Genomic DNA, 22,032 nt, shown 5'->3' with positions numbered 1-22,032 from the left:
ATGAAAAAAATTGTTACCTTATTATTTGTATCCTTGTTTGTATTCGCATTAGCTGCATGTGGAACTGGAGATGATACACAGGAAGATACAAGTTCAGATGAGAACCAGACAGAGGAAAATTCAGCAGAACAATCTGAAGAGACTACAACAATTACCGTAGGTGCTACTGCTGTACCGCATTCAGAAGTTTTAGAGAAAGCTAAACCACTGCTAAAGGAAAAAGGTATTGAGCTGAAGATTGAAACGTATGATGAATATGTTTTACCGAATCGTGATTTATCAGAGGGCCGTATTGATGCAAACTATTATCAGCACAAGCCATATTTAGATCAGCAAATAGAAGAATTTGATTATGATTTCGTAAGTCTGGGCGGGATTCACATTGAACCTATCGGTGTGTATTCCAAAAATATCTCAAGTGTAGAGGAAATTCCAGAAGGCACAACTGTCCTTTTAAGTAATTCTGTTGCAGAGCATGGACGAATTTTAGCTTTATTTGAACGTGAAGGACTTATTTCCTTTAAAGAAGGTGTGGATCCACAATCAGCAACTATAGATGACATTGTTGAGAATCCAAAAGATTTGGAATTTGATGCAAAATATGATCCAGCTATGCTTCCGCAATATTACGATCGTGAAGAGGATGTGCTTGTGGCCATTAATACGAACTATGCAATTGAGGGTGGATTGAACCCAACTGAAGATGCACTGATTTTAGAGGGATCAGAATCACCATATGCAAACCTTGTTGTAACAACAAGTGAAAATAAAGATAATGAAGCTCTTCAAACACTGGTAGAAGTTCTCCGTTCTGAAGAAATTCAAACCTATATGGAAGAAGAATACAATGGAGCAATTGTACCTGTAAACGAATAAAATAATAAAAAGCATATGAGAGCAATCAAGAGAATGATAGGTTTTTTATCAAGTAGAGAGATGTAATTTCCTTTAGTGAAGTTACATCTCTTTTAACATGTCTAGAGATTAAAATATACGTTTTGTTTTCATTAGAAATCAAATGTTATAATTTCTTACATAAATTTTAGAAAGGGATGATGGGTTTATTACTTCTGACAGTTTAGGTTTACAGTACACTGGGGAAATGGAAAAGGCTATGCAGCAATCTCATGGAATGGGATACATGGAGTATAGCCGAAAGCTTGACAAAAGATTACTGGTTGAAAAACGTAGAGAGCAAAGCTATCAAAAGAGTCGTCAGGTCATTGCAGAGATGGATCGCCAAGTATTTAGATAATTAAATAGAAATAAAGGGTTGAGGATCAATGGTAGCTAACATTGGGTCTTAGCCCTTTTTTTATATCCTTTATATTCTTTAAATATTTTTTAATTCCAGTTAAAAAGTGTTATAGTTATTAAAGATGTAATTCTCAATTTCTATATGTGTATATGGGAAAAATAGGACAAGTTTTACTACACTTAAAATACTTACATTCTTACAAAATAAAGCAGTTGTTCATTGTTGAATCCAGATACTATTTGTTATAAGATTGTAATGAGAATAGATTGAGAATAAAAGTCATTTTTTATTAAATACAATAAATGGAGGTATCGTTATGGCAGGTTCAACTTTAGAAATCAAGGATCTTCATGTAGAAATTGAAGGAAAAGAGATTTTGAAAGGGGTTAACCTTACGATAAATGGTGGAGAGTTTCATGCGGTAATGGGTCCTAATGGTACAGGTAAATCCACATTAGCATCCTCTATTATGGGTCACCCACATTATGAAATTACACAAGGCAGTGTAACTCTTGATGGAAAAGACGTACTTGAGATGGAAGTTGATGAACGCGCAAAAGCAGGTCTGTTCCTTGCTATGCAATATCCAAGTGAGATCAGTGGAGTTACAACATCTGACTTTCTACGTTCAGCAATCAATGTGAAACGTGATGAAGGTGATGAAATTCCATTAATGCAGTTCATTAAAGAAATGGACGAAGCTTTGGACTATCTTGAAATAGATAAAAACATGGCACAACGCTACTTAAATGAAGGATTCTCTGGTGGTGAGAAAAAACGTAACGAAATTTTACAATTACTAATGTTAAAACCAGAGATTGCCATCTTGGATGAAATTGACTCTGGCCTTGATATCGACGCCTTAAAAGTCGTTGCAAAAGGAATTAATAAATTACGCAGTGATAACTTTGGCTGCTTAATGATTACCCACTATCAACGTTTACTTAATTACATCACTCCAGATAAAGTGCATGTTATGATGCAAGGTCGTGTTGTTAAATCTGGCGGTCCAGAACTAGCACAACGTCTAGAAGAAGAAGGATACGATTGGATTAAAAAAGACTTAGGCATTGAAAACGAAACTGTAGAACAAAATGCGTAATTAGTTAGGAGGGGTATCATGGCCGTAGAAACGAAATTACCATACGATAAACAGTATGTGAACCAATTTTCTGAAGGACGTGGAGAGCCAGATTGGATGAAGAATTTTCGTTTAGAAGCATTGGAACAGGCAGAAAATCTTCCAATGCCTAAACCGGAAAAAACGAGAATTAAGAACTGGAATTTCACAAACTTCGAGCATGATGTTTCTGGAGAAAAAGTAAATTCTATTGATGAATTACCAGAAGATATCAAAGTATTTTTAGATCAGGATCCCGAAAATGTTATTATCCAAAGAAATGGCAATGCAGCATTTTCATCTGTTGCTGAATCTCTAAAAGAAAAGGGCGTTATTTTCACTGATATTCGCACTGCATTGACTGAATATCCAGAATTGGTACAAAAATATTACATGAATGATGCCATTAAAGTGGATCAAAATCGTTTAACTGCACTTCATGCTGCCCTGTTAAATGGTGGTGTCTTCATTTATGTACCAAAAAATGTAGTGATAGAAGAACCATTACAAACGATATTTTGGCAGGAGGATAATGAAGCCGGTCTGTTTAATCATGTTCTGTTAGTTGCTGATCAGGGTAGTGAAGTAACGTATGTTGAGAATTATATTTCTCAAAACAATGATAAGCAGGCTGTTTCTAATATTATTTCTGAAGTGATTGCTCTTGAACAATCCAAAGTATTATATGGTGCTGTTGATAATTTTGCCCAGGGAACGACAACTTATATAAATCGTCGCGGTGTTGCTTATCGTGATGCTAAAATTGAATGGGCATTGGGACAAATGAACGATGGAAATACGGTGTCGGAAAACCTCACTTATTTAATGGGTGACAATTCCTATTCCGAAGCTAAATCCGTTTCTGTAGGCCGCGGAAAACAAAAACAGGATTTCGCAACGAACATTACACACTATGGCAAATTTACAGAAGGATATATTCTACAGCATGGTGTTATGAAGGATGAAGCAAGTTCCATCTTTAGTGGAATTGGAAAAATTGAGTATGGCGGTTCCAAATCAAATGCTGAGCAGGAGTCTCGTGTTCTTATGTTAGACCATGGCGCCCGTGGTGATGCTAACCCGATTTTACTCATAGATGAGGATGATGTAGAGGCAGGACACGCAGCATCAGTTGGACGTGTGGATCCAATTCAATTGTATTATCTTATGAGCCGTGGAATTTCTAAGACTGAAGCAGAAAGACTTATTATACACGGATTCCTCGCTCCAGTCGTTAATCAGCTTCCTATAGAGTCCGTTAAGAATCAGCTTACGGAAGTTATCGAAAGGAAAGTTTACTAATGGATGTAAAAGAAATTCAGAAAGATTTCCCGATATTAAATCAGGAAATCAATGGCCATCCTTTAGTTTATCTCGACAGTGCTGCAACATCACAAAAGCCGTTACCTGTTATTGAAAAACTGAATGAATATTACTCTATGCACAATTCAAACGTGCATAGAGGTGTTCATACACTAGGTAATCGAGCTACTGAAGGATATGAAGGTGCGCGTGAGAAGGTTAGAAGATTCATTCATGCTAAGAGTACAAAGGAAATTATCTTCACGAGAGGTACCACAACATCCATTAATACCGTTGCCTATAGTTATGCACGCACAAACCTTACTGAAGGCGATGAAATTGTCCTTACACCAATGGAACACCATAGTAATATCATTCCTTGGCAACAGACAGCTAAAGCTGTCGGAGCACAATTAAAGTATCTTCCTTTACAATCTGATGGTACGATAAGTTTAGATGCTGTTGAAAAAACGATTTCGGATCGAACCAAAATTGTAGCGATGGGGCATGTGTCAAATGTTCTGGGCACAATTAATCCTATAAAGGAAGTAGCTGAAATTGCGCACCGTAATGGAGCCATCATCCTTGTAGATGGTGCTCAAAGTACGCCGCATAAAAGGATAGATGTCCAGGATTTAGATTGTGATTTTTATACGTTTTCAGGTCATAAGATGTGCGGACCAAGTGGTGTCGGTGTTCTTTACGGAAAAAAAGAGTTTTTGGAAAACATGGAGCCTGTTGAATTTGGTGGAGAAATGATTGACTTTGTTGGCCTTTATGATTCCACCTGGAAAGAGCTTCCTTGGAAGTTTGAAGGCGGAACTCCTATTATTGCTGGTGCTATTGGTTTAGGTGCAGCGATTGACTATCTCGAAGACATTGGTCTTGAAAATATTGATAAACACGAACAAGAGCTTGCAGCATATGCTCTGGAACAATTTCAAACGATTGATGGTGCCGAGGTGTATGGACCTAAAGATAGAGCTGGTCTGGTAACGTTCAATTTAGATGGTATACATCCACATGATGTAGCTACAGTTTTAGATCAGGAAGGCATTGCTGTTCGTGCTGGTCATCACTGTGCTCAGCCACTAATGAAATGGTTGAATGTAACGGCGACAGCCAGAGCAAGTTTTTACCTTTACAACACCAAGGAAGATATTGATATACTAGTAACAGGACTTCAAAAAACAAAGGAGTTTTTTGGTGATGTCTTTTAATAACCTTGACACACTATATAGGCAGGTCATTATGGATCATTATAAAAACCCGCGTAATCGCGGTACCTTTGATGGTGAAGATTATTTAAGTGTGGATATGAACAATCCTACATGTGGTGATCGTATTCACCTGCAGTTACAGGTAGAGGATGGAAAAGTGACGGACGCAAGGTTTGAAGGTGAAGGCTGTTCCATTAGTATGTCATCTGCTTCTATGATGACTCAGGCTATTAAAGGTAAAACGATTGATGAAGCAGTAAAGCTATCTAACTTATTTTCCGATATGATTCAAGGAAAAAAAGTAGATACAGAAGGTTTAAATATAGGTGATATTCAGGCATTAGAAGGAGTATCTAAATTTCCTGCACGAGTTAAATGTGCAACCTTAGCTTGGAAAGCAATGGAGAAAGGTGTAGGAGAGGAAAGTAAGGAATAAGGATTAGATAATGGAGTTTTTAGTTTTTCTTGCTGCTTTTAGGAGTGAGGTTTTCTAAATTAAAGGAGGTATGAAACATGGCTAAGAAGGCACCAGAGATAGGTGATTACAAATACGGGTTTCGGGATCGGGACGTTTCTATTTTCCGTACTGAGCGCGGTCTAACCGAAAATGTTGTTCGCGAAATTTCTAGAATGAAGGAAGAGCCCGAATGGATGCTTGAATATCGCTTGAAAGCATTGGAACATTTTTATTCAAGACCAATGCCACAATGGGGTGGAGATTTAAGCGAACTTGATTTCGATGAGATTACCTATTACGTTAAACCATCTGAAAATACAGAGCGTTCATGGGATGAAGTACCAGATGAAATTAAGCAGACATTTGATAAACTTGGTATTCCTGAGGCAGAGCAAAAGTACCTAGCAGGTGTATCTGCTCAGTATGAATCAGAAGTGGTTTATCATAACATGAAGGAAGAACTTGAGAAACTAGGAATTGTATTTAAGGATACAGACACTGCACTTCAAGAAAATGAAGATTTATTTAAGGAGTACTTTGGTAAAGTTATTCCTTATTCAGACAATAAGTTTGCTGCACTGAACTCTGCTGTTTGGTCTGGAGGATCCTTTATCTATGTACCAAAGGGTGTAAAAACGGATACACCATTGCAAGCTTATTTCCGTATAAACTCAGAAAATATGGGACAATTTGAGCGTACATTAATTATTGTGGATGAAGGTGCTTCTGTTCAATATGTTGAAGGATGTACAGCACCAGTTTATACCACTAACTCCTTGCATAGTGCGGTTGTTGAAATCTATGTGAAGAAAGATGCTTATTGCCGTTATACAACCATTCAAAACTGGGCAAACAATGTTTATAACTTAGTAACGAAACGTGCAGAGGCCCATGAAAATGCAACTATGGAATGGATTGATGGAAACTTAGGTTCTAAATTAACCATGAAGTACCCATCTGTACATCTGAAAGGCGAGGGTGCCCGGGGTAATACCCTATCAATTGCCTTTGCCGGTGAAGGGCAGCTTCAAGATGCTGGTGCTAAAATGATGCACTTGGCTCCAAACACTTCTTCAACGATTGTATCGAAGTCCATTTCCAAAAACGGTGGGAAAGTAACCTATCGTGGAATTGTACACTTTGGTAAAAAGGCAGATGGGGCTCGTTCAAATGTAGAGTGTGATACACTCATTATGGATAAGGAGTCTACTTCAGATACAATCCCTTATAATGAAATCTTAAATGAAAATATTTCCCTTGAGCATGAAGCTAAGGTTTCCAAAGTTTCTGAAGAACAGCTCTTCTATCTAATGAGCCGTGGTATTTCCGAAGAAGAAGCAACAGAAATGATTGTAATGGGCTTCATTGAGCCATTTACAAAAGAACTTCCAATGGAATATGCAGTTGAAATGAACCGTCTTATCAAATTTGAAATGGAAGGGTCTATTGGCTAATCCCCTCCCATATCATAATGAAGAAGAACCCGTTTCTGGTTACCTAATCGAAACGGGTTTTTCTTTTCCTTAAGGATTTGTTTCGTGTAAACTGTAAACAGAGAAGCAGAAGTATCTGAGCTATTCAGTTGGACAGTATAAAGGTATATTATTATACATATAGAAGCAGGGATGAAATTTGGTATATATAGCTATGTTAGTCATTGGATTTTTCTCGTCTTTTATAGGAAGTATTGCTGGTTTAGGCGGGGGAATTATTTTTGTTCCCGGTGTATTATTGCTTGCAGAAACGTTGTCATTCTTTTCCTGGGTTACTCCCCAGAACGTTGTAGGCATGTCTCTGTTAGTTATGATATTTACGGGCTTTTCATCTACATATACATATCTTAAATATAAACGTGTCGATTTAAAAAGTGGTGCGTTATTTTTAACGGGAAGTATTCCTGGCTCATTAACAGGTGTGTTCATCAATCGATATCTCCAGGAAGATTCATTCCAGCTTTACTTTGGGATTTTAATGGTTGTCATATCTCTCATGTTTTTTGTTAAGCAGAATGAAATGAATCCTCTGTTAAAAACGAATAAAGGTATCAAACGTGTTTTTTACTTAAATAACGTCCCATTCAGTTATCGTTATCCGATTTCACCTGCTCTTATAATCTCTTATGCAGTAGGGCTTTGCTCAGGTTTATTTGGGATTGGTGGAGGCTCTCTAATGGTACCAGCTATGATTCTGTTATTTGGATTTCCTGCTAAGGTTGCTGCACCTACGTCCATGTTTATGATTTTTATTTCCAGCAGTGTCAGTTCTATTGCGCATATATCTCTTGGTCATATTGTTTGGGAGTATGTGTGGTTCTTTATACCAGGGGCGTGGATTGGAGGTACAGCTGGAGCTATTGTAAGCCAACGGTTAAGAGGGAGCACTATTGAGTGGATTTTACGCATATTAATGATAATCATTGGTGCTCGTCTTATATGGGATGGATATGCGAATCTGTAAGTAACTAGGTGTTTTCCATACAAGAGAAAATGATAGATGGTTTTATTTGAATGTTAGGAGAATGCTCGGATGAAAGAACAACTTTATTTGTATTTTACAAGTGATTTACACAGTTATTTTGGCCATTGGCCTAAGATTGTCCGTTATTTAAAGGAACAAGTGAAGCGACATAAACGAAGGGGAGAAGCTTACTTTATCCTGGATAATGGCGATCATTTAGACCGTGTCCATCCAATTACAGAAGCATTCTTAGGAAGTGCAAATGTAGATTTACTAAATGAAGCTCAGTTTGATGCAGTTACAGTTGGAAATAATGAAGGAATTACTTTGCCTGCTGAGGATTTATTTAACCTCTATAATCAGGCTCAATTCGATGTCGTATGTGCAAATTTACATAAACAAGATCAGAAAGTGCCCAACTGGCTTAAACCTTATACGATTCTCACAACAGAAAGCGGAATTAAATTAGGGATATTAGGATTAACAGCTCCCTTTAATCTTTACTATGAGGAATTAGGCTGGTATGTAAGATCGCCTTATGAAGCCCTTAATCAATACCTTCCTGAATTAAGTGCAAAGTGTGATATGATATTGCTCCTTTCCCATTTGGGTTTAAATGAAGATGAATATATTAGTATGAACTATCAGGAAATTGATTTGATTGTAGGAGGACATACCCATCATCTTTTTAAGAATGGTAAAAAAATACAAAATACGTTATTAGGAGCAGTAGGTAAATTTGGTCGATATGTAGGGCGAAAAGATTTAGTGTGGAGTCATCAGGAAAGACGATTAACGAAAAAGGAAGGCTTTGCGATTGATGTTCATGATATGGATGATGATCCTGATACTGCCAACATGATTGCAAGCTATTCTTGTAAAGCAGCAGAAATTTTAAAGAAACCCATTGCTTCGATGCAAAAAACTTATGATATCCAATGGTTTCAGGAAACAGAATTAATGGTACATCTTGTAGATACACTTAAAGCTTGGACGCATGCAGATTTTGCGATGCTTAATGCAGGGATTATTCTAGAAGGAATTCCCAAAGGAGAGATAACTCGTGGTGATCTTCACCGTATTTGTCCTCATCCTATCAATCCATGTAAGGTACGTATAACCGGTGAAGAGATTATGGAGATGATTCGAATGGTACGTACTAAAAGGTTTAAGGAGTTCCAATTAAAGGGTTTAGGTTTTCGTGGTGAAGTCATTGGAGAGATGATTTTTTCAGGTATTGAAGTAGTAGCCGATCAACAGTCTTATATTAAAGAAGTGTTGATAAATGGTTTACCACTGGAAAAGAAAAGGGAGTATGATGTGGCAACAGCGGATATGTTTACACTTGGAAAGCTGCTTCCTCCATTAGCATCTGCCTCATATAAAGAATATTACCTACCCGAATTCATGCGGGATCTTTTAGGGGAAACGGTAAAAAAATTAAATAATTAGGTTCACCTTATTGCTCCTTTCACATACATTGTAGCAGAAAGGAGCGTGATGCATGTTGGTAACCGTTGAACCATTATGGATTCAGGATAAACCTTTTACAGCAGTTCAAGTAAAATTACCTAAAACAAATTTATTAGTTGTTTCAAATGAAGTCGGATACATTATGTGTGGCGCGCTGGATGTTGATTTGTTAAGTGATCGATTATACGAAAGAGAAATAGTTGCAGGAAGAGCTCTTGGTGTAAAGACGATTAATCAGCTACTAGAAGCACCTCTTGAAAAGGTAACGATTGCTTCTAAAGAGAAGTATGGCTGGGAAGAAGGTATGAACGCAAAAGAAGCTTTGTTACGTTTATAATTTGTTTTATAGAAAACCTAAGGAATTGCTTTATAGAAATACGATATAATCAGGCAACATGGTTTTTTTAAAACTTGTGGTCAATCCCTCTGAAGATTGTGCATATATATTTTTTCAGAGGGGGTTTTTTCGTGAAAAGGAAAATTAACAAGCACCGTAGAACTGGACCGCCTCGTGTGGGTCAAGTTTTTATTTTAACGTTAATTGTATTTTTTTCTACTGTTTTTTTTAGTTTGTGGATTATTGACAAGGGAATTGAACCAACACTAATGGATATTGCAGAAACGAAAACGAGACAAGTTGCCAGATGGGCCATCAATGAAGCTGTAGACAAAAGGACAGCAGATGAATTAGAAAATGAAAATTTAGTGGAATATCAGAAAGATGACGAAGGAAATATTGTAGGAGCTGGCTGGAATTCAGAATTAGTAAATGAAGTACATCGAAACACTACAATTAGAGTACAAAACTTTTTGAAAAAGGTGGAGAATGGAGAAGTAACCCCAGAGCAGTCACTAGATGTGGAAGCCCAGCAGGAGGGAGAAGATAGTTTGAATACGGACAACATTGATGAGCATCCAGCCATTGCTGAAATTCCACTTGGGCAAGCAACAAACAATACCATTCTTGCTAACTTAGGGCCAAGAATTCCTGTACATTTTATGATTTTAGGTGATGTTCAATCGGATATTGTTGACGAATCAGAACCATTAGGTATAAATGGTGCTATTCTAAGTTTATATGTAGAGTTGCGGGTTTCAGTCCGTATTGTAGTACCTTTTTCAACAGACACAGCTAAACTTACCCAAAAAGTATTAGTAGACAGACGTGTCATTCATGGAGACGTCCCTCAATTTTATGGTGGAGGAAGTGGAGGTGAAGGCAGCAGTCCGGATGTTACCGTTCCATACGACTCCTTGCAATAGTCCTAAGGTCATGATAAAATTTATAGATGTAAAAGTGGATAATGACTTTAACCTTATCAGTACGATGAGGTAGAGGTGCAGTTTTCATCAGTACTCAATGTGAGGATGACAAACAATGATCATTGGGGAAAGGGAAATACTGCCGAAGTGAAAATGAGGGTCACCAAATTTTCGCTGGTGTATTTCTGAATAGGAATTACACTGTCATGCAAAAGAAAGCGGATTGCATGAAGCGCTACTGATCGTGATTAGGACAACATATTATTACAGGGTAATGATTGGTTGCTAATCATTACCCCTTTTTTATGCTCAGTAAGCTTCCTTCATCAATCCTATCAATTGAAGGGAGAGAACACACCATGACAGGTACGATTTATTCATTAATTCCACCACTTATTATGATTGTTTTAGTGTTACTAACAAGAAAGGTTCTGCTGTCTTTAGGAGCAGGAATCATTGTTGGAGCACTCTTTATTCATCAATTTAATGTTCCTGATTCCATTAAGGCCGTTTGGAATTCGTTTTATGGAATTTTTATTGATGACAGTACCCTTAATATAGGGAATCTTTATTTACTATTGTTTTTAATCTTTCTTGGTATGATGACTGCATTTATGACAGCATCAGGTGGAACAAGGGCATTTGGGGCATGGGCGAGTACAAAAGTGAAGACGAAAAAAGGTGCACAATTTTTGCCGTCTATTTTAGGAATTATCATTTTTATTGATGATTATTTTAATAGTCTTGCTGTTGGACAAGTTTCCCGTCCACTTACAGACCGTCATAAGGTTTCCCGTGCTAAGCTTGCTTATTTAATTGATTCAACATCTGCTCCTATGGCTGTTTTATCACCTGTATCAAGCTGGGGAGCTTATATTATTGGAACCATTGGAATCATTATTACAGATCATGAGTTAACGAATTTTCAAGCACTTGGTTCTTTTATTCACATGATTCCAATGAACATTTATGCGATTGTGGCTATCGTTTCTGTTTTCTTCGTTACTGTTTTTAAACTTGATTTTGGAGCTATGAAAAAACATGAGAAGCGTGCTGAAGAAACCGGGGAATTAGTCGATCCAAGTCGAACGGATATTCCAGGAGATTTAAAGGATCAATTTAAGGAAGTTCAGTCGGGACGTATTTCTCATCTCTTAGTACCAATTGTTGTTTTAGTTCTTGGTACCGTTACAGCCATGATTACTACCGGGATACAAAGTAGTGAAGCAGGAGCTACATTACTAACGATTTTTGAAAATACAAATGTGAATTTATCCTTATTCTGTGGTGGACTGCTTGCTGTGTTAATTGCATTTTTATTTTATATATTTCAGAGAGAGCCCAAGTCACCATCACTAAAAGTTTTTGCTGAAGGTACAAAATCCATGCTGCCAGCCATTTATATTTTAATTTTGGCCTGGATGATTGGTACGATAATTGAAAATCTCCAGACAGGTAAGTATTTGGCACAGGTTGTACAAGAATCCCAGTTAAGTTTATCCTATTTACCATTAATTATTTTCTTAGTTTGTGGATTTATGGCCTTTGCTACAGGTTCTTCCTGGGGAACATTTGGTATTATGCTTCCAATTGCAGGGCAGATTGCTGTTACGACTGATGTTGAGATGTTTTTACCAGCACTTGCAGCTGTATTAGCAGGTTCTGTGTTTGGGGATCATTGTTCACCTATATCTGACACAACGATTTTATCATCGACTGGAGCAGGCTCACATCATATTGATCATGTTATTACTCAAATTCCTTATGCCATTATTGCAGCTTTAGTAACAGTAGTTGGATATCTTATTTTAGGTTTCACAGGGTATGTATGGATTTCCTTATTTGCCTCTATACTTTTATTATTATTCATTGTATTGGTACTAAAACGGATAGTTCAATAATATATTAAGGAGCAAAGCTTCGGTTTTGCTCTTTTTTTGTATGATATTCGTCATTTTTTTAGAAAAATCGACACTAAAATCGCAATACTTAAAAATAATCCATTGACACTAGGACTATTTATTGTATAATACAGACAAGTTAAAATTATCTGACAAAAGGTAATTATTTATACAAAGGAGGTTCTATCAATGGAAAATCGTTCACAGTGGGGAACAAGATTAGGGTTCCTGTTAGCCGCAATGGGTTCAGCCATTGGACTTGGTAACATCTGGCGTTTTCCCGCAACAGCTTATGAAAATGGGGGAGGCGCATTTTTTATTCCGTACTTATTCGCACTCTTAACGGCTGGTATACCACTACTTATCATGGAATATACGATAGGTCATAAGTATCGTGGATCTGCCCCAAGGTCACTTGGACGCGTAAGTAAAGGTTTTGAATGGATTGGATGGTGGCAGGTGTTAGTATCTTTCGTTATCTCTACTTATTACGGAGCCATTATTGCCTGGGCAATTATGTATTCTTATTATTCTTTTGGGCAAGCGTGGGGAGACGATACCACAGCATTCTTTATGGGAGATTTCCTACAAATGACTGATCCAGGAGCATTTGGAGGTTTAGTTCCAACCATCTTAATCCCACTTGTTATTATTTGGCTGTTTGTTTTAGGTATTCTTCTTGCTGGGGTTAAGAAAGGGATTGAGCTTGCAAATAAAATCTTTATTCCTCTACTGGCCGTCTTATTCTTAATTATTGTTATTCGTGCTGTAACCCTTCCAGGAGCGGCTCAAGGATTAAATGAATTCTTCCAGCCAAACTGGAGTGAGATTATGAATGGATCAGTATGGGTAGCTGCATATGGACAAATCTTCTTTAGTTTATCCATTGGTTTCGCTATTATGATTACTTATTCTTCATATCTACACAAAAAATCAGATATCACCAATAACGCATTTATTACTGGTTTTGGAAATTCATCCTTTGAATTATTAGCTGGTATTGGTGTATTTGGTGCTTTAGGTTTTATGGCCCAGTCAACCGGGCAAGAATTTACGGAAGTGGTTCAAGACGGAGTTATGCTGGCGTTTTCCGTATTCCCGCAAATTGTTAACGAAATGCCGGTGATGTCAGGTTTATTTGGCTTCTTATTCTTTATTTCCTTAACGTTAGCCGGGTTGTCATCACTTATTTCCATTTCTGAAACGTATGTTGCAGGGATTCAGGAAAAGTTCAATGTTTCCAGAACCGCTTCAGTACTTGTAGGTGGCGGTCTTGCAGCTGTAATTTCGATTGCATATGCAAGTCAGGGAGGTCTCGTTTTACTTGATACTGTGGACTACTTTATTAATAACTATGGTATAGCTTTGGCTGGACTATTTGAAGTTGTTGCAGTTGCATGGTTTGCAAGAGGACTTAAGGACCTGCAAAATCATGCTAATTCAGTGTCAGATATTCAGCTTGGCGGATGGTGGCGTTTCTGCCTTGGAGTTATTACTCCAATCGTATTAGGCTCTATGATGTTACAAAATATCCGTAATGAAGTTGTTGAAGACCCATATGAAGGCTATCCAATTGAATTCCTGTTTAACTTTGGCTGGATTGTCGCATTAGGGGCAATGATGCTCGGAGCTGTTATCAGCCTCAAGAGATGGCCTAATCATGATCTGGATTATAAACGTGAATCATCAGTAAGCACAACAGATGACAAGGAGGTGGCGCAATAATGACAGCAAGCGCCATTACAATGTTCGTTATTGGAGGAGTAATTATTTGGGGCGGCCTGCTCTGGAGTGTGTTTCATGCAAAAAAGGCTGCCAAATCAAAAGGAGAATAACGTAATTTTAGCTGTCCCACTTAAAGTGGGGCAGCATTTTTATGTCATGTAAGCAGTAGCCTCTGCCTCTTCTATTGGCAAACTAGCGGCTTTCAGTCCCTTGCTGTCATAAGAAAATCCCACTTCGTGACAAAAGTCATGTCACTTCGTGGGACTTCCTAATACATTCGAGGCTAATGATTCGCCTCCGCTCTCCTTAAATAAGGATAGGGATCGAAGGAGTATTCGGTTTCTCCATTGTCTTTGTACATTCCGTAGTGCAGATGAGGCGGAAATTTGCCGGATGTACCTTTTGGCCCATAGCCTGTAGCTCCCACATAACCAATAACATCTCCTGGTTTTACAACCTTTCCTACCTTTATATCTTTTTCATAACCATTTAAGTGGGCATAATAATGATAAATGTTGTGTATATCCCGAATACCTATACGCCATCCTCCATACCGATTCCAGCCTTTTAATTCGACTACACCATAAGAGGTGGAACGTACTGGGACTCCATAATTAGCGAAAATATCTGTACCTTCATGAATTCGTCTTCCGCCAAAACCACGAGGATCTCCCCACGTATTTCGATAACTGTAATTATAACCTTTAGGTAATGGAAAGGCATTATTTTCGAGTTCAAGTGTCTGAAAGGCCTTGTATACCTTAGCCATATTCATAATGGTCTGTACGGATAATTCACGTTTAAAATATTTCCAAAGGGCAATTTTTAAATCCTGTTTTGATAGACCTTGTTGGGTCATCCAGTTTACCATCGCTTGAATGATATCTTCATCATTCGTTCTGTCGGTAATGTTATCACCATCACCATCTGCACCCTTTCCATTAAATAGGCCGGTGCTTGTTTGATGCTGCTTATCATTAAGGTTTGGATTGGTTATACCGTTCCACATTTCTTTAGGAAAAGTAATACCTATAATCCCAGTGTTTGACGCATACTCATCATGAATATTTCGCTCATATTGATCAATTGCAGCATAATAGTACCAGGGGATCTGTGAGATTGCCTCTGCTTTCTGATAGAGAGCCATGCGCATATTTTTTATTTCTTCATCAGTTAATTCATCACTTTCTGCGAAGGATATATGTGGAAGAATCACCAGAGCTCCTATGAGAGCAAAACATTTAAGCACGATTTTCATACTTTCACCCCAAATAATATCAAATCATATGTCTATTGTTTGATAGTTAAAGGAAAACATAATTGGTATTATTATCCCAAAAGAAGTCCCCTGTCCGATTACAATGACAAGGGTACTTATTTACCATTTTGAGGATTAATCTGTTATTTGATTTTCGGTTTCGTGAATACCACCCTCTGGATCCTCTTCTTTAATTAAGTCAATCAATCGTTGAACAGCCCGGTTCGTCCCATCCTCGGTTGTTGTATTGTTACTTAAACTTTGCAGCTCATCGTATGTCCGTGATTCCGTAGAAATATAAATATTGTACCATCGAGGTAAGAAGGACATGACGGTCTTTTTTACTTGATCAGTAGTATTCCCAGTATCTTCGGACTCTTCAGAAGGCGTATAGGCAATAAAAGTATGATTATCTGTAATTAAAGTTGCTGCTTCTTCAACCGATGGCATTTTAAGCAATGTTTTGGTTATCATATTCGCCATTTGCTCTCGGTCTATTTTAGGCTCGAAATTTTCCTCTCTGTTCATATCCAGCTGTTTTTCGTTATAACGGACATATCCGTATTGGGTATCCTGCTGTTTTTCTGAGGTTCGCGTATTCATATTATCAGGTGTTTTTCCTTTCAATGTCCCATTATCTGCACCCTGCTGCTGACCACAACCTGCAATAATAAGTAAAGCAATAGTTAAGCAACTATGCAAAATAGCCTTTTTCATATATAAAACCTCCTGTATAAAAATTACTGGTCTTAAGCCAAGTCATTTATCTTAGATCTTATTTTTAGCTTGTATCAAAAAAATATCTTCATGCTAAAAATTATGTTCTCCTGCAAAATGGAAAATATGATACACTATAAGTAGGTGATAAAGATGTTAGAATTTCACGGAAAATTATACGAGGTTCTAGATAATTATAGAGACGGCTTTCACGAGGATACAGTAAAGGAAAGATTTAGTGATATTTTAGCAAAATATGATTTTATCGTTGGCGATTGGGGTTATGGGCAACTGAGAATGAGAGGCTTTTACGATGATCAAAATCCAAAAGCCTCCTTTGATACTAAAATTTCTACTTTAGAGGACTATTTGTATGAGTATTGTAATTTTGGGTGTGCATATTTTGTGATGAAAAAGCAGGATGTATAAACCCGTTGGTAAAATTCCAACGGGTTTTCGTTTGTCACATATAAGTTGCAGCTATTCCCTTATATACTTAGCATGGAGTCATTTTTAAGGCTTTAGCGCATGAGTCTGCAATCAGTCCAATGAACTGTCAACAGGTGTTTTTATTTTCTCTAATTAGTCTTCTTCATCATGAGTTGGATGTGCATTTGGGAATTGTCTTGGTAAATCTTCATGTAAGTGTTTATTTTCGTAGTTAAAAGGGGTGTAGTGCCGTTGTCCTTTTACGGCATCCTTATTTTCAACTTTTGTATGCTTATTTATCGCTGATCCATAAGGACCATCCGGTAATTCTTCGGGTACCGCATATTCTCTCTGAACTTCAGCATTGGAAAAATCCTGATAGTCAACTTTTTCACGTTCACGCCGTTTATAGCTCACTAAAAAACCTCCTTTGCCATCTTATTATGGCCAATGAAGGAAGATTTCATTAGGAGCTAAATGACTTCAAATAAAAACTCCCTTAATTCCTCTGCTTCAATTTCACTCAGATTGAAGGCATGCTCTAAATATCCTTCCTCTTTCAAATCATCTTCGCCAATAATAGCAAATCGACTTCCCAGAAGGTCCATGATGAGTTTTTTTCCATAGTACCGATCAGTTGTTATAATGGCTAAATCATAGCGGCTATCCTGTCCCATAAAACTTACATAGCGTATATCTGCCTGTTCTTTTTCATCATATAAAAAAAATCTTTCCTCCGGCATGTTCGAACACTCCTTATTTCTTCCTATTTTGTTCCTTATCATAGCAAATTCTAGAGATTAGTTAAATAAAAGTTCTGATTCAACATCAAAATAAATTTATGATAAGATGTTATGGAAATATATCTTTAGGTAACCATTGATATGGAGGGGGTTTACCATGTATTTTGTTGATCGGGATAAAATAGAACGAACATTACTCTATGTAGAAGGTGTTCTGCAACAATTTCAACAAAATCAGTATGAAACATTTGTGGAGAAAATGGCTCTGGAACGTATGACACAAACTGTTATAGAGGCTATCATTGACGTTGGGAATATGATGATAGATGGTTTTATTATGCGTGATCCTGGAAGCTATGAGGACATTATAGATATTTTAGTTGATGAAAAGGTTCTGCCAGCTGAAGAACAGAATCAGTATAAAGAAGTATTTCAATTAAGAAAAACACTGGTAAGAGAGTATTTAAACGTCGACCATGAAAAAATGGAAAGAATTATAAGGGAAAATTTGACTTCTTTAAGCACATTTAGTGATAGAGTTCGTACATATTTAGAAAATGAATTGGGGCCAGTAACAGCATTTTCTAGAAAAGCAGATGATCAATCAGACGTATGATAAGGAGATTTATATGAAAAATTATAAAGGATATTTAATTGATTTAGATGGAACCATGTATCTCGGTAAGGAAAAAATCCCCTATGCACAAGAGTTTATTGCAGCATTAAATGAAAAAAATATTCCCCACCTGTTTGTGACGAATAATTCGTCCAAACGACCAGATCAGGTAGCAGAAAAACTGCGTGAAATGGATATTCCGGCTGAATCGGATCAAGTCTTTACAACGAGCATGGCTACAGCAACATTTATGGCTCAAAAAAAGCAAAACGCTAACGTTTACGCTATTGGGGAAGTTGGACTTTTGGATGCTATAAGTGATCAACAGTTAGAGCTTGTAGATGAAGGGGCAGATTTTGTTGTAGTAGGTATTGATCGGGATATTACTTATGAAAAACTGGCGAAGGGCTGTTTAAATCTTAATCAAGGCGCACAATATATTTCGACTAATGCTGATGTCACAATTCCGACTGAAAGAGGCTTTCTTCCTGGAAATGGTTCGTTAACCGCCGTACTCGAAGTGGCGACTGGTCAAAAGCCTACATTTATAGGGAAACCAGAACCCATTATCATGCAACAGGCTTTAGCTAAATTAGGACTAGCTAAAGAAGAAACATTAATGGTAGGAGATAATTATCCGACAGATATTAAGGCGGGCATGACAGCAGGTTTAGACACTCTACTTGTCCTAACAGGCGTAACGAAGAAAGAAGATTTACAAAACGTTGATCAACAGCCAACGTATGTGGTAAATAATCTAAAGGAATGGATAGATTATATGTAACTAAAAGAGTTGAAGGTCAGTATCCCCAATAGTGGGTACTGACCTTCTTTTTTATGGTATAAAAAAACATCAGAAGTGGCCCAATGGACCTTCAGTGTCCGGTCACAAAGTGAGACTTCCTTTTCCTCTATATGACAGATAAAGATTGACTGGACTCTGTTTGTCGTGTTGCCTTTATCTTCCAGGTTGTCGTTTAGTCCGTACGACGCAAAACGAGCGTTTCCACTCTTTTTAATCATCCAGATTTACTTCATCCTCGTAGGTGTGGGCGAGGCGACTGGACGCTGCAGCTGCAATGGCACCTACAATATCGTCTAAGAAGGTGTGACATTCTCCAGAGGATTTGTCATTAAGCTTTTTTAGGATTCCGGGCTTTTGTTTGTCTATATAACCATAATTAGTGAATCCGATTGAGCCATACACATTTATAATGGAGAATGCAATTATTTCATCTACTCCATATAGACCTTCATCCCGTTCGATAATATCCTGTAAGGGTTGCTCAAGTTTATTTTCCTCTGCTAATTTATCTAATTGTATCCCTGTTACGATGGCATTTTGGATTTCCCGCTTGGTTAACACGTGATCAATATGGTGTTCACATTCTTCTCTCGTTAATTCCTGATGATAAGGTGACTGCAGGTAATGGACCAATTCACTGATGTCCTGTATTGTCACTCCTCTTTCTTCCAACCAGGTTCTTGCTTTCTTCTCTAAAGGTTTCATCTGTTTTTTGTTCATTTTTTACCCACCTTACACATTGATAAAAATTTCATCGCATATAGTTAGTATAGTCAGATAGAACAAAAATTTGTTCACTTTTAGCCATGAAATATTTGTTATTTATAAAGGAGAATGAATATGAGGGAGCTTTTAAAGGAAAAATTTTTATTTTACGGACAGTATGAAACCAAGTTGTTAGGTTTTCCAGCTTATAAAGGTTCTGATGGATATGCCATTGTAATACCCGCTGATTATATAGATGAAGATTTTATAACAGAGCAATATGTCATTGCAGATTATTTAAATCAATCCGGCTTTACCCATGTAGCAAAGCCTTTGTATTCCAATGAAGGAAAATTTATTGTACCTATTAATGAAGAATCATCGATTTATACCTGTCATGTTCAATCAGTTCCATCATCCAGTGAAGATCCCCAACAATTCATTTCCTTTTTAACATCCTTTCATCAGGCAGGTCATGGCTTTCCGTATTCACCAATTAATTTAAACCGGTATGGTCAATGGAAAACGAATTGGGAACAAATTATCGATCAGCTGGAATGGATTCGGAACATGATTATAGAAAAGCCCTATATTACGGATTGGGAACGTTTATGGCTGGAAAGTTGTTTTTACTTTATAGGAATGGGAGAAAATGCTATACAGTTTCTCCAGGAAAGTGAACAGGAGAATCTTTATAATCAATATGATCAGCCTGTTTTTACCTTTGAAAGGATTTCTCCTTTTCCTCATCAAGAGGTAATCTTTCCTAATCGCATCATTCATGACCATCCATCCCGTGATTTATCAGAGATGATGCGTTACTACATAATGGAAAAAGGGGCCAAGGGTTTTCCCATTATTTCTAATATGTTAGATGTTTATCAGAATAAGCGCCCCATTAGTGTTTTTGGGTGGAGGCTATTATTTTCCAGATTAGCGTTTCCCATTCATTTTATTGATTATACAGAGAAAGTTTTAACAAAAGAAAAAATTACACAAGACGATTATGAGGAATTCCAAAAGCGATTAGCCAATCAATATCACTATGAGGAAGGACTTCAGTTTGCTGCTCAGGAAATGGAAAGAAGCTTAGGAATGGATTTGGAGGTCATGGATTGGATTTTTAATAACCGATGAATGTGCTAGGATTAGGATAGGGAGGTTATGATGATGAAGCCAACAATATATGTATCCAGAAAAATACCTAATGAGTTTTTTGAGCCTTATCAAAACGATTGGAACGTAGAAATGTGGCATGAAGAGACTCAGGTTGTGGATCGTGACGTTTTTCTTAAGCATGTCCAAAAAGCAGATGCCTTATTTACTACTTTAACAGAACGAGTGGATCGTGAAGCCCTTGATCAGGCAAAAAATCTGAAAGTGATTGCGAATTTAGCAGTGGGCTATGACAATATCGATGTTGAATATGCCAAAGAAAAAGGGATTGTTGTGACGAATACACCAGATGTATTAAGTGAAACAACAGCAGACTTAACGTTTGCTCTTCTTATGGCGACGGCAAGAAGAATAGTGGAGGCAGAACAATTTATTAAAGATGGAAAGTGGACAAACTGGGCCCCGTTTCTACTTGCAGGTGCAGATATTCATCATAAGACAATAGGAATCGTAGGAATGGGCCGAATAGGTGAAGCAATTGCAAGACGGGCACGTGGTTTTGACATGAAGATTTTATATCATAACCGTAGTCGTAAAGAGAAAGTAGAGCAGGAAATAGGAGCGCTATACTCATCCTTTGATGAGCTTATTACAACATCCGATTTTGTTGTTTGTATGACGCCTTTAACAGAGGACACTGAAAATATGTTTCAGGCGGAAGAATTTAAGAAAATGAAATCATCGGCCATCTTTATTAATACTTCCAGAGGTGGTGTTGTTAATGAAGAAGACTTATATAATGCCTTAAAAAAGAAAGACATTCAAGCGGCAGGCCTGGATGTTTTTCAGAATGAACCGATTGATGAACATCATCCCCTGTTACAATTAGAAAATGTAACGGCTTTACCTCATATTGGATCGGCTACGTATGAAACACGGTCAAAGATGATTACGTTATGTTTACATAATATCAACCAGGTATTGAAAGGGAACAAACCGATAACCCCTATTCTGTAAGGGGAATCTTTTATTAGGAAAAGGAGCTTGCTTATAAAATAAGCAGCTCTTACCCTCCTTCATTCCTAAAATGTTTTAAAGGCACATTCTCTTCTGTTTTTTCCTCATTATTAAGATTGTTGTTTTTAAAAGTTTGGTCTGTTAAACAAAGATGTTGATTTCCTCTCCAGCCACAGGCGTATGCGGAGAAGACTTACCGCTCAATCGTGCAAAGCGTATTGTTTTTCACCTGCGACAGGACAAAGGAACAAACGATGCGAAAAACGCCTTAATTAACAATGCTTCTTATATATCATTTCCTCTTTCATTTCTTACTTTAAGTTTTCCTGGATAATGAAAACGCTGATATTTAAAAAATTCACACTTTTCTTATTGATACATTGTTCCATTCACGTTATAATGTCTATCATATATATACAAATGTATTTTTGAAATGTATGCATCAGGATT

The 22,032-nt window shown here is 37.3% G+C and carries 24 protein-coding genes and 1 riboswitch; of the genes, 19 read left to right on the top strand and 5 right to left on the bottom strand.

Going from position 1 to position 22,032, the window contains the following annotated elements:
* The 14 genes from BMX63_RS00445 to BMX63_RS17650 all read left to right on the top strand — a co-directional run bounded on the left by BMX63_RS00445 (position 1) and on the right by BMX63_RS17650 (position 14,286).
* Positions 1–876 carry a MetQ/NlpA family ABC transporter substrate-binding protein gene (locus BMX63_RS00445; protein WP_093130863.1) on the top strand — a complete coding sequence of 292 codons (876 nt, stop codon included), beginning with the start codon at positions 1–3 and terminating at the stop codon, positions 874–876.
* A gap of 226 nt (positions 877–1,102) precedes the next feature.
* Positions 1,103–1,255 carry a YuzK family famiily protein gene (locus tag BMX63_RS18890; protein WP_177167108.1) on the top strand — a complete coding sequence of 51 codons (153 nt, stop codon included), beginning with the start codon at positions 1,103–1,105 and terminating at the stop codon, positions 1,253–1,255.
* A 319-nt stretch (positions 1,256–1,574) separates the two neighbouring features.
* Positions 1,575–2,360, top strand: a complete 786-nt coding sequence (gene sufC / locus BMX63_RS00440; RefSeq protein WP_093130861.1) for a Fe-S cluster assembly ATPase SufC — start codon at positions 1,575–1,577, stop codon at positions 2,358–2,360.
* A gap of 18 nt (positions 2,361–2,378) precedes the next feature.
* Positions 2,379–3,680, top strand: a complete 1,302-nt coding sequence (gene sufD, locus BMX63_RS00435; protein ID WP_093130859.1) for a Fe-S cluster assembly protein SufD — start codon at positions 2,379–2,381, stop codon at positions 3,678–3,680.
* A complete protein-coding gene (locus BMX63_RS00430; RefSeq protein WP_093130857.1) occupies positions 3,680–4,900 on the top strand; it encodes a cysteine desulfurase in 1,221 nt (406 codons plus the stop codon). Before sufD ends, BMX63_RS00430 begins: the two co-directional genes overlap by 1 nt.
* Positions 4,890–5,336 (top strand): Fe-S cluster assembly sulfur transfer protein SufU, encoded by a 447-nt coding sequence (gene sufU / locus BMX63_RS00425; RefSeq protein ID WP_093130855.1) that lies wholly within the window; start codon positions 4,890–4,892, stop codon positions 5,334–5,336. Before BMX63_RS00430 ends, sufU begins: the two co-directional genes overlap by 11 nt.
* A 77-nt stretch (positions 5,337–5,413) precedes the next feature.
* A complete protein-coding gene (gene sufB / locus BMX63_RS00420) occupies positions 5,414–6,811 on the top strand; it encodes a Fe-S cluster assembly protein SufB (RefSeq protein WP_093130853.1) in 1,398 nt (465 codons plus the stop codon).
* A 193-nt stretch (positions 6,812–7,004) separates the two neighbouring features.
* On the top strand, positions 7,005–7,814 hold the full coding sequence (locus tag BMX63_RS00415; RefSeq protein ID WP_245732658.1) for a sulfite exporter TauE/SafE family protein: 810 nt from the start codon (positions 7,005–7,007) through the stop codon (positions 7,812–7,814).
* 69 nt (positions 7,815–7,883) lie between these two features.
* Positions 7,884–9,266, top strand: coding sequence for a bifunctional metallophosphatase/5'-nucleotidase (locus BMX63_RS00410; RefSeq protein ID WP_093130849.1), 1,383 nt, complete (start codon positions 7,884–7,886; stop codon positions 9,264–9,266).
* Between the two features lie 55 nt (positions 9,267–9,321).
* On the top strand, positions 9,322–9,624 hold the full coding sequence (locus BMX63_RS00405; RefSeq protein ID WP_093131613.1) for a YunC family protein: 303 nt from the start codon (positions 9,322–9,324) through the stop codon (positions 9,622–9,624).
* A gap of 131 nt (positions 9,625–9,755) precedes the next feature.
* A complete protein-coding gene (yunB, locus tag BMX63_RS00400) occupies positions 9,756–10,550 on the top strand; it encodes a sporulation protein YunB (RefSeq protein ID WP_177167107.1) in 795 nt (264 codons plus the stop codon).
* A 62-nt stretch (positions 10,551–10,612) separates the two neighbouring features.
* Positions 10,613–10,796, top strand: a riboswitch (Lysine riboswitch).
* A 113-nt stretch (positions 10,797–10,909) separates the two neighbouring features.
* Entirely contained in the window at positions 10,910–12,451 is a 1,542-nt protein-coding gene (locus tag BMX63_RS00395) for a Na+/H+ antiporter NhaC family protein (RefSeq protein WP_093130845.1), read from the top strand.
* 189 nt (positions 12,452–12,640) lie between these two features.
* Complete coding sequence (locus tag BMX63_RS00390; RefSeq protein WP_093130843.1) at positions 12,641–14,176, top strand: sodium-dependent transporter; 1,536 nt, start codon at positions 12,641–12,643, stop codon at positions 14,174–14,176.
* Positions 14,176–14,286, top strand: coding sequence for a MetS family NSS transporter small subunit (locus tag BMX63_RS17650; RefSeq protein ID WP_143060098.1), 111 nt, complete (start codon positions 14,176–14,178; stop codon positions 14,284–14,286). The genes BMX63_RS00390 and BMX63_RS17650 overlap by 1 nt, the downstream gene beginning before the upstream one ends.
* Positions 14,287–14,459: 173 nt before the next feature.
* On the opposite strand, the gene BMX63_RS00385 is transcribed toward BMX63_RS17650, so the two are convergent.
* Positions 14,460–15,434 carry a M23 family metallopeptidase gene (locus tag BMX63_RS00385; RefSeq protein WP_093130840.1) on the bottom strand — a complete coding sequence of 325 codons (975 nt, stop codon included), beginning with the start codon at positions 15,432–15,434 and terminating at the stop codon, positions 14,460–14,462.
* 135 nt (positions 15,435–15,569) lie between these two features.
* A complete protein-coding gene (locus BMX63_RS00380; RefSeq protein WP_093130838.1) occupies positions 15,570–16,151 on the bottom strand; it encodes a YhcN/YlaJ family sporulation lipoprotein in 582 nt (193 codons plus the stop codon).
* 153 nt (positions 16,152–16,304) lie between these two features.
* Here BMX63_RS00380 and BMX63_RS00375 point away from each other — a divergent pair, with 153 nt between their 5' ends.
* Complete coding sequence (locus BMX63_RS00375; protein ID WP_093130836.1) at positions 16,305–16,580, top strand: YutD family protein; 276 nt, start codon at positions 16,305–16,307, stop codon at positions 16,578–16,580.
* Between the two features lie 153 nt (positions 16,581–16,733).
* Here the strand turns inward: BMX63_RS00375 and BMX63_RS00370 are convergent, their stop codons facing one another.
* The gene (locus BMX63_RS00370) at positions 16,734–16,997 is read right to left on the bottom strand and encodes a hypothetical protein (protein ID WP_093130834.1); all 264 of its coding nucleotides are present in this window, start codon (positions 16,995–16,997) and stop codon (positions 16,734–16,736) included.
* A 56-nt stretch (positions 16,998–17,053) separates the two neighbouring features.
* Positions 17,054–17,323: a DUF3055 domain-containing protein gene (locus tag BMX63_RS00365; RefSeq protein WP_093130832.1), complete on the bottom strand. Its 270-nt coding sequence runs from the start codon at positions 17,321–17,323 to the stop codon at positions 17,054–17,056.
* A 157-nt stretch (positions 17,324–17,480) separates the two neighbouring features.
* On the opposite strand from BMX63_RS00365, the gene hepT reads away from it, so the two are divergent.
* Both hepT and BMX63_RS00355 read left to right on the top strand, forming a co-directional pair.
* On the top strand, positions 17,481–17,939 hold the full coding sequence (gene hepT / locus BMX63_RS00360) for a type VII toxin-antitoxin system HepT family RNase toxin (RefSeq protein WP_093130830.1): 459 nt from the start codon (positions 17,481–17,483) through the stop codon (positions 17,937–17,939).
* Positions 17,940–17,952: 13 nt separating this feature from the next.
* On the top strand, positions 17,953–18,723 hold the full coding sequence (locus BMX63_RS00355) for a TIGR01457 family HAD-type hydrolase (protein ID WP_093130828.1): 771 nt from the start codon (positions 17,953–17,955) through the stop codon (positions 18,721–18,723).
* A gap of 231 nt (positions 18,724–18,954) precedes the next feature.
* Here BMX63_RS00355 and BMX63_RS00345 read toward each other — a convergent pair whose 3' ends face one another.
* Complete coding sequence (locus BMX63_RS00345) at positions 18,955–19,464, bottom strand: phosphatidylglycerophosphatase A family protein (protein ID WP_177167106.1); 510 nt, start codon at positions 19,462–19,464, stop codon at positions 18,955–18,957.
* Positions 19,465–19,584: 120 nt separating this feature from the next.
* Between BMX63_RS00345 and BMX63_RS00340 the strand changes: the two genes are divergently transcribed.
* Together BMX63_RS00340 and BMX63_RS00335 are read left to right on the top strand one after the other, a co-directional pair.
* Positions 19,585–20,586, top strand: a complete 1,002-nt coding sequence (locus tag BMX63_RS00340) for a protein kinase family protein (protein WP_093130824.1) — start codon at positions 19,585–19,587, stop codon at positions 20,584–20,586.
* A gap of 30 nt (positions 20,587–20,616) precedes the next feature.
* On the top strand, positions 20,617–21,582 hold the full coding sequence (locus BMX63_RS00335) for a 2-hydroxyacid dehydrogenase (protein ID WP_093130822.1): 966 nt from the start codon (positions 20,617–20,619) through the stop codon (positions 21,580–21,582).
* Positions 21,583–22,032: the final 450 nt, after the last annotated feature.

Source organism: Salinibacillus kushneri (genome assembly GCF_900111405.1).
Classification (GTDB): Bacteria; Bacillota; Bacilli; order Bacillales; family Alkalibacillaceae; genus Salinibacillus; species Salinibacillus kushneri.
The sequence above is the reverse complement of the archived record's forward strand: the minus strand, read 5'-3'. Positions and strand labels throughout refer to the sequence as shown.

Coding starts and splice junctions, on each gene's coding strand:
- BMX63_RS00445 (WP_093130863.1), top strand. CDS start 1: ATGAAAAAAATTGTTACCTTATTATTTGTATCCTTGTTTGTATTCGCA.
- BMX63_RS18890 (WP_177167108.1), top strand. CDS start 1,103: ATGGAAAAGGCTATGCAGCAATCTCATGGAATGGGATACATGGAGTAT.
- sufC (WP_093130861.1), top strand. CDS start 1,575: ATGGCAGGTTCAACTTTAGAAATCAAGGATCTTCATGTAGAAATTGAA.
- sufD (WP_093130859.1), top strand. CDS start 2,379: ATGGCCGTAGAAACGAAATTACCATACGATAAACAGTATGTGAACCAA.
- BMX63_RS00430 (WP_093130857.1), top strand. CDS start 3,680: ATGGATGTAAAAGAAATTCAGAAAGATTTCCCGATATTAAATCAGGAA.
- sufU (WP_093130855.1), top strand. CDS start 4,890: ATGTCTTTTAATAACCTTGACACACTATATAGGCAGGTCATTATGGAT.
- sufB (WP_093130853.1), top strand. CDS start 5,414: ATGGCTAAGAAGGCACCAGAGATAGGTGATTACAAATACGGGTTTCGG.
- BMX63_RS00415 (WP_245732658.1), top strand. CDS start 7,005: ATGTTAGTCATTGGATTTTTCTCGTCTTTTATAGGAAGTATTGCTGGT.
- BMX63_RS00410 (WP_093130849.1), top strand. CDS start 7,884: ATGAAAGAACAACTTTATTTGTATTTTACAAGTGATTTACACAGTTAT.
- BMX63_RS00395 (WP_093130845.1), top strand. CDS start 10,910: ATGACAGGTACGATTTATTCATTAATTCCACCACTTATTATGATTGTT.
- BMX63_RS00390 (WP_093130843.1), top strand. CDS start 12,641: ATGGAAAATCGTTCACAGTGGGGAACAAGATTAGGGTTCCTGTTAGCC.
- BMX63_RS17650 (WP_143060098.1), top strand. CDS start 14,176: ATGACAGCAAGCGCCATTACAATGTTCGTTATTGGAGGAGTAATTATT.
- BMX63_RS00385 (WP_093130840.1), bottom strand. CDS start 15,434: ATGAAAATCGTGCTTAAATGTTTTGCTCTCATAGGAGCTCTGGTGATT.
- BMX63_RS00380 (WP_093130838.1), bottom strand. CDS start 16,151: ATGAAAAAGGCTATTTTGCATAGTTGCTTAACTATTGCTTTACTTATT.
- BMX63_RS00375 (WP_093130836.1), top strand. CDS start 16,305: ATGTTAGAATTTCACGGAAAATTATACGAGGTTCTAGATAATTATAGA.
- BMX63_RS00365 (WP_093130832.1), bottom strand. CDS start 17,323: ATGCCGGAGGAAAGATTTTTTTTATATGATGAAAAAGAACAGGCAGAT.
- hepT (WP_093130830.1), top strand. CDS start 17,481: ATGTATTTTGTTGATCGGGATAAAATAGAACGAACATTACTCTATGTA.
- BMX63_RS00355 (WP_093130828.1), top strand. CDS start 17,953: ATGAAAAATTATAAAGGATATTTAATTGATTTAGATGGAACCATGTAT.
- BMX63_RS00345 (WP_177167106.1), bottom strand. CDS start 19,464: ATGAACAAAAAACAGATGAAACCTTTAGAGAAGAAAGCAAGAACCTGG.
- BMX63_RS00340 (WP_093130824.1), top strand. CDS start 19,585: ATGAGGGAGCTTTTAAAGGAAAAATTTTTATTTTACGGACAGTATGAA.
- BMX63_RS00335 (WP_093130822.1), top strand. CDS start 20,617: ATGATGAAGCCAACAATATATGTATCCAGAAAAATACCTAATGAGTTT.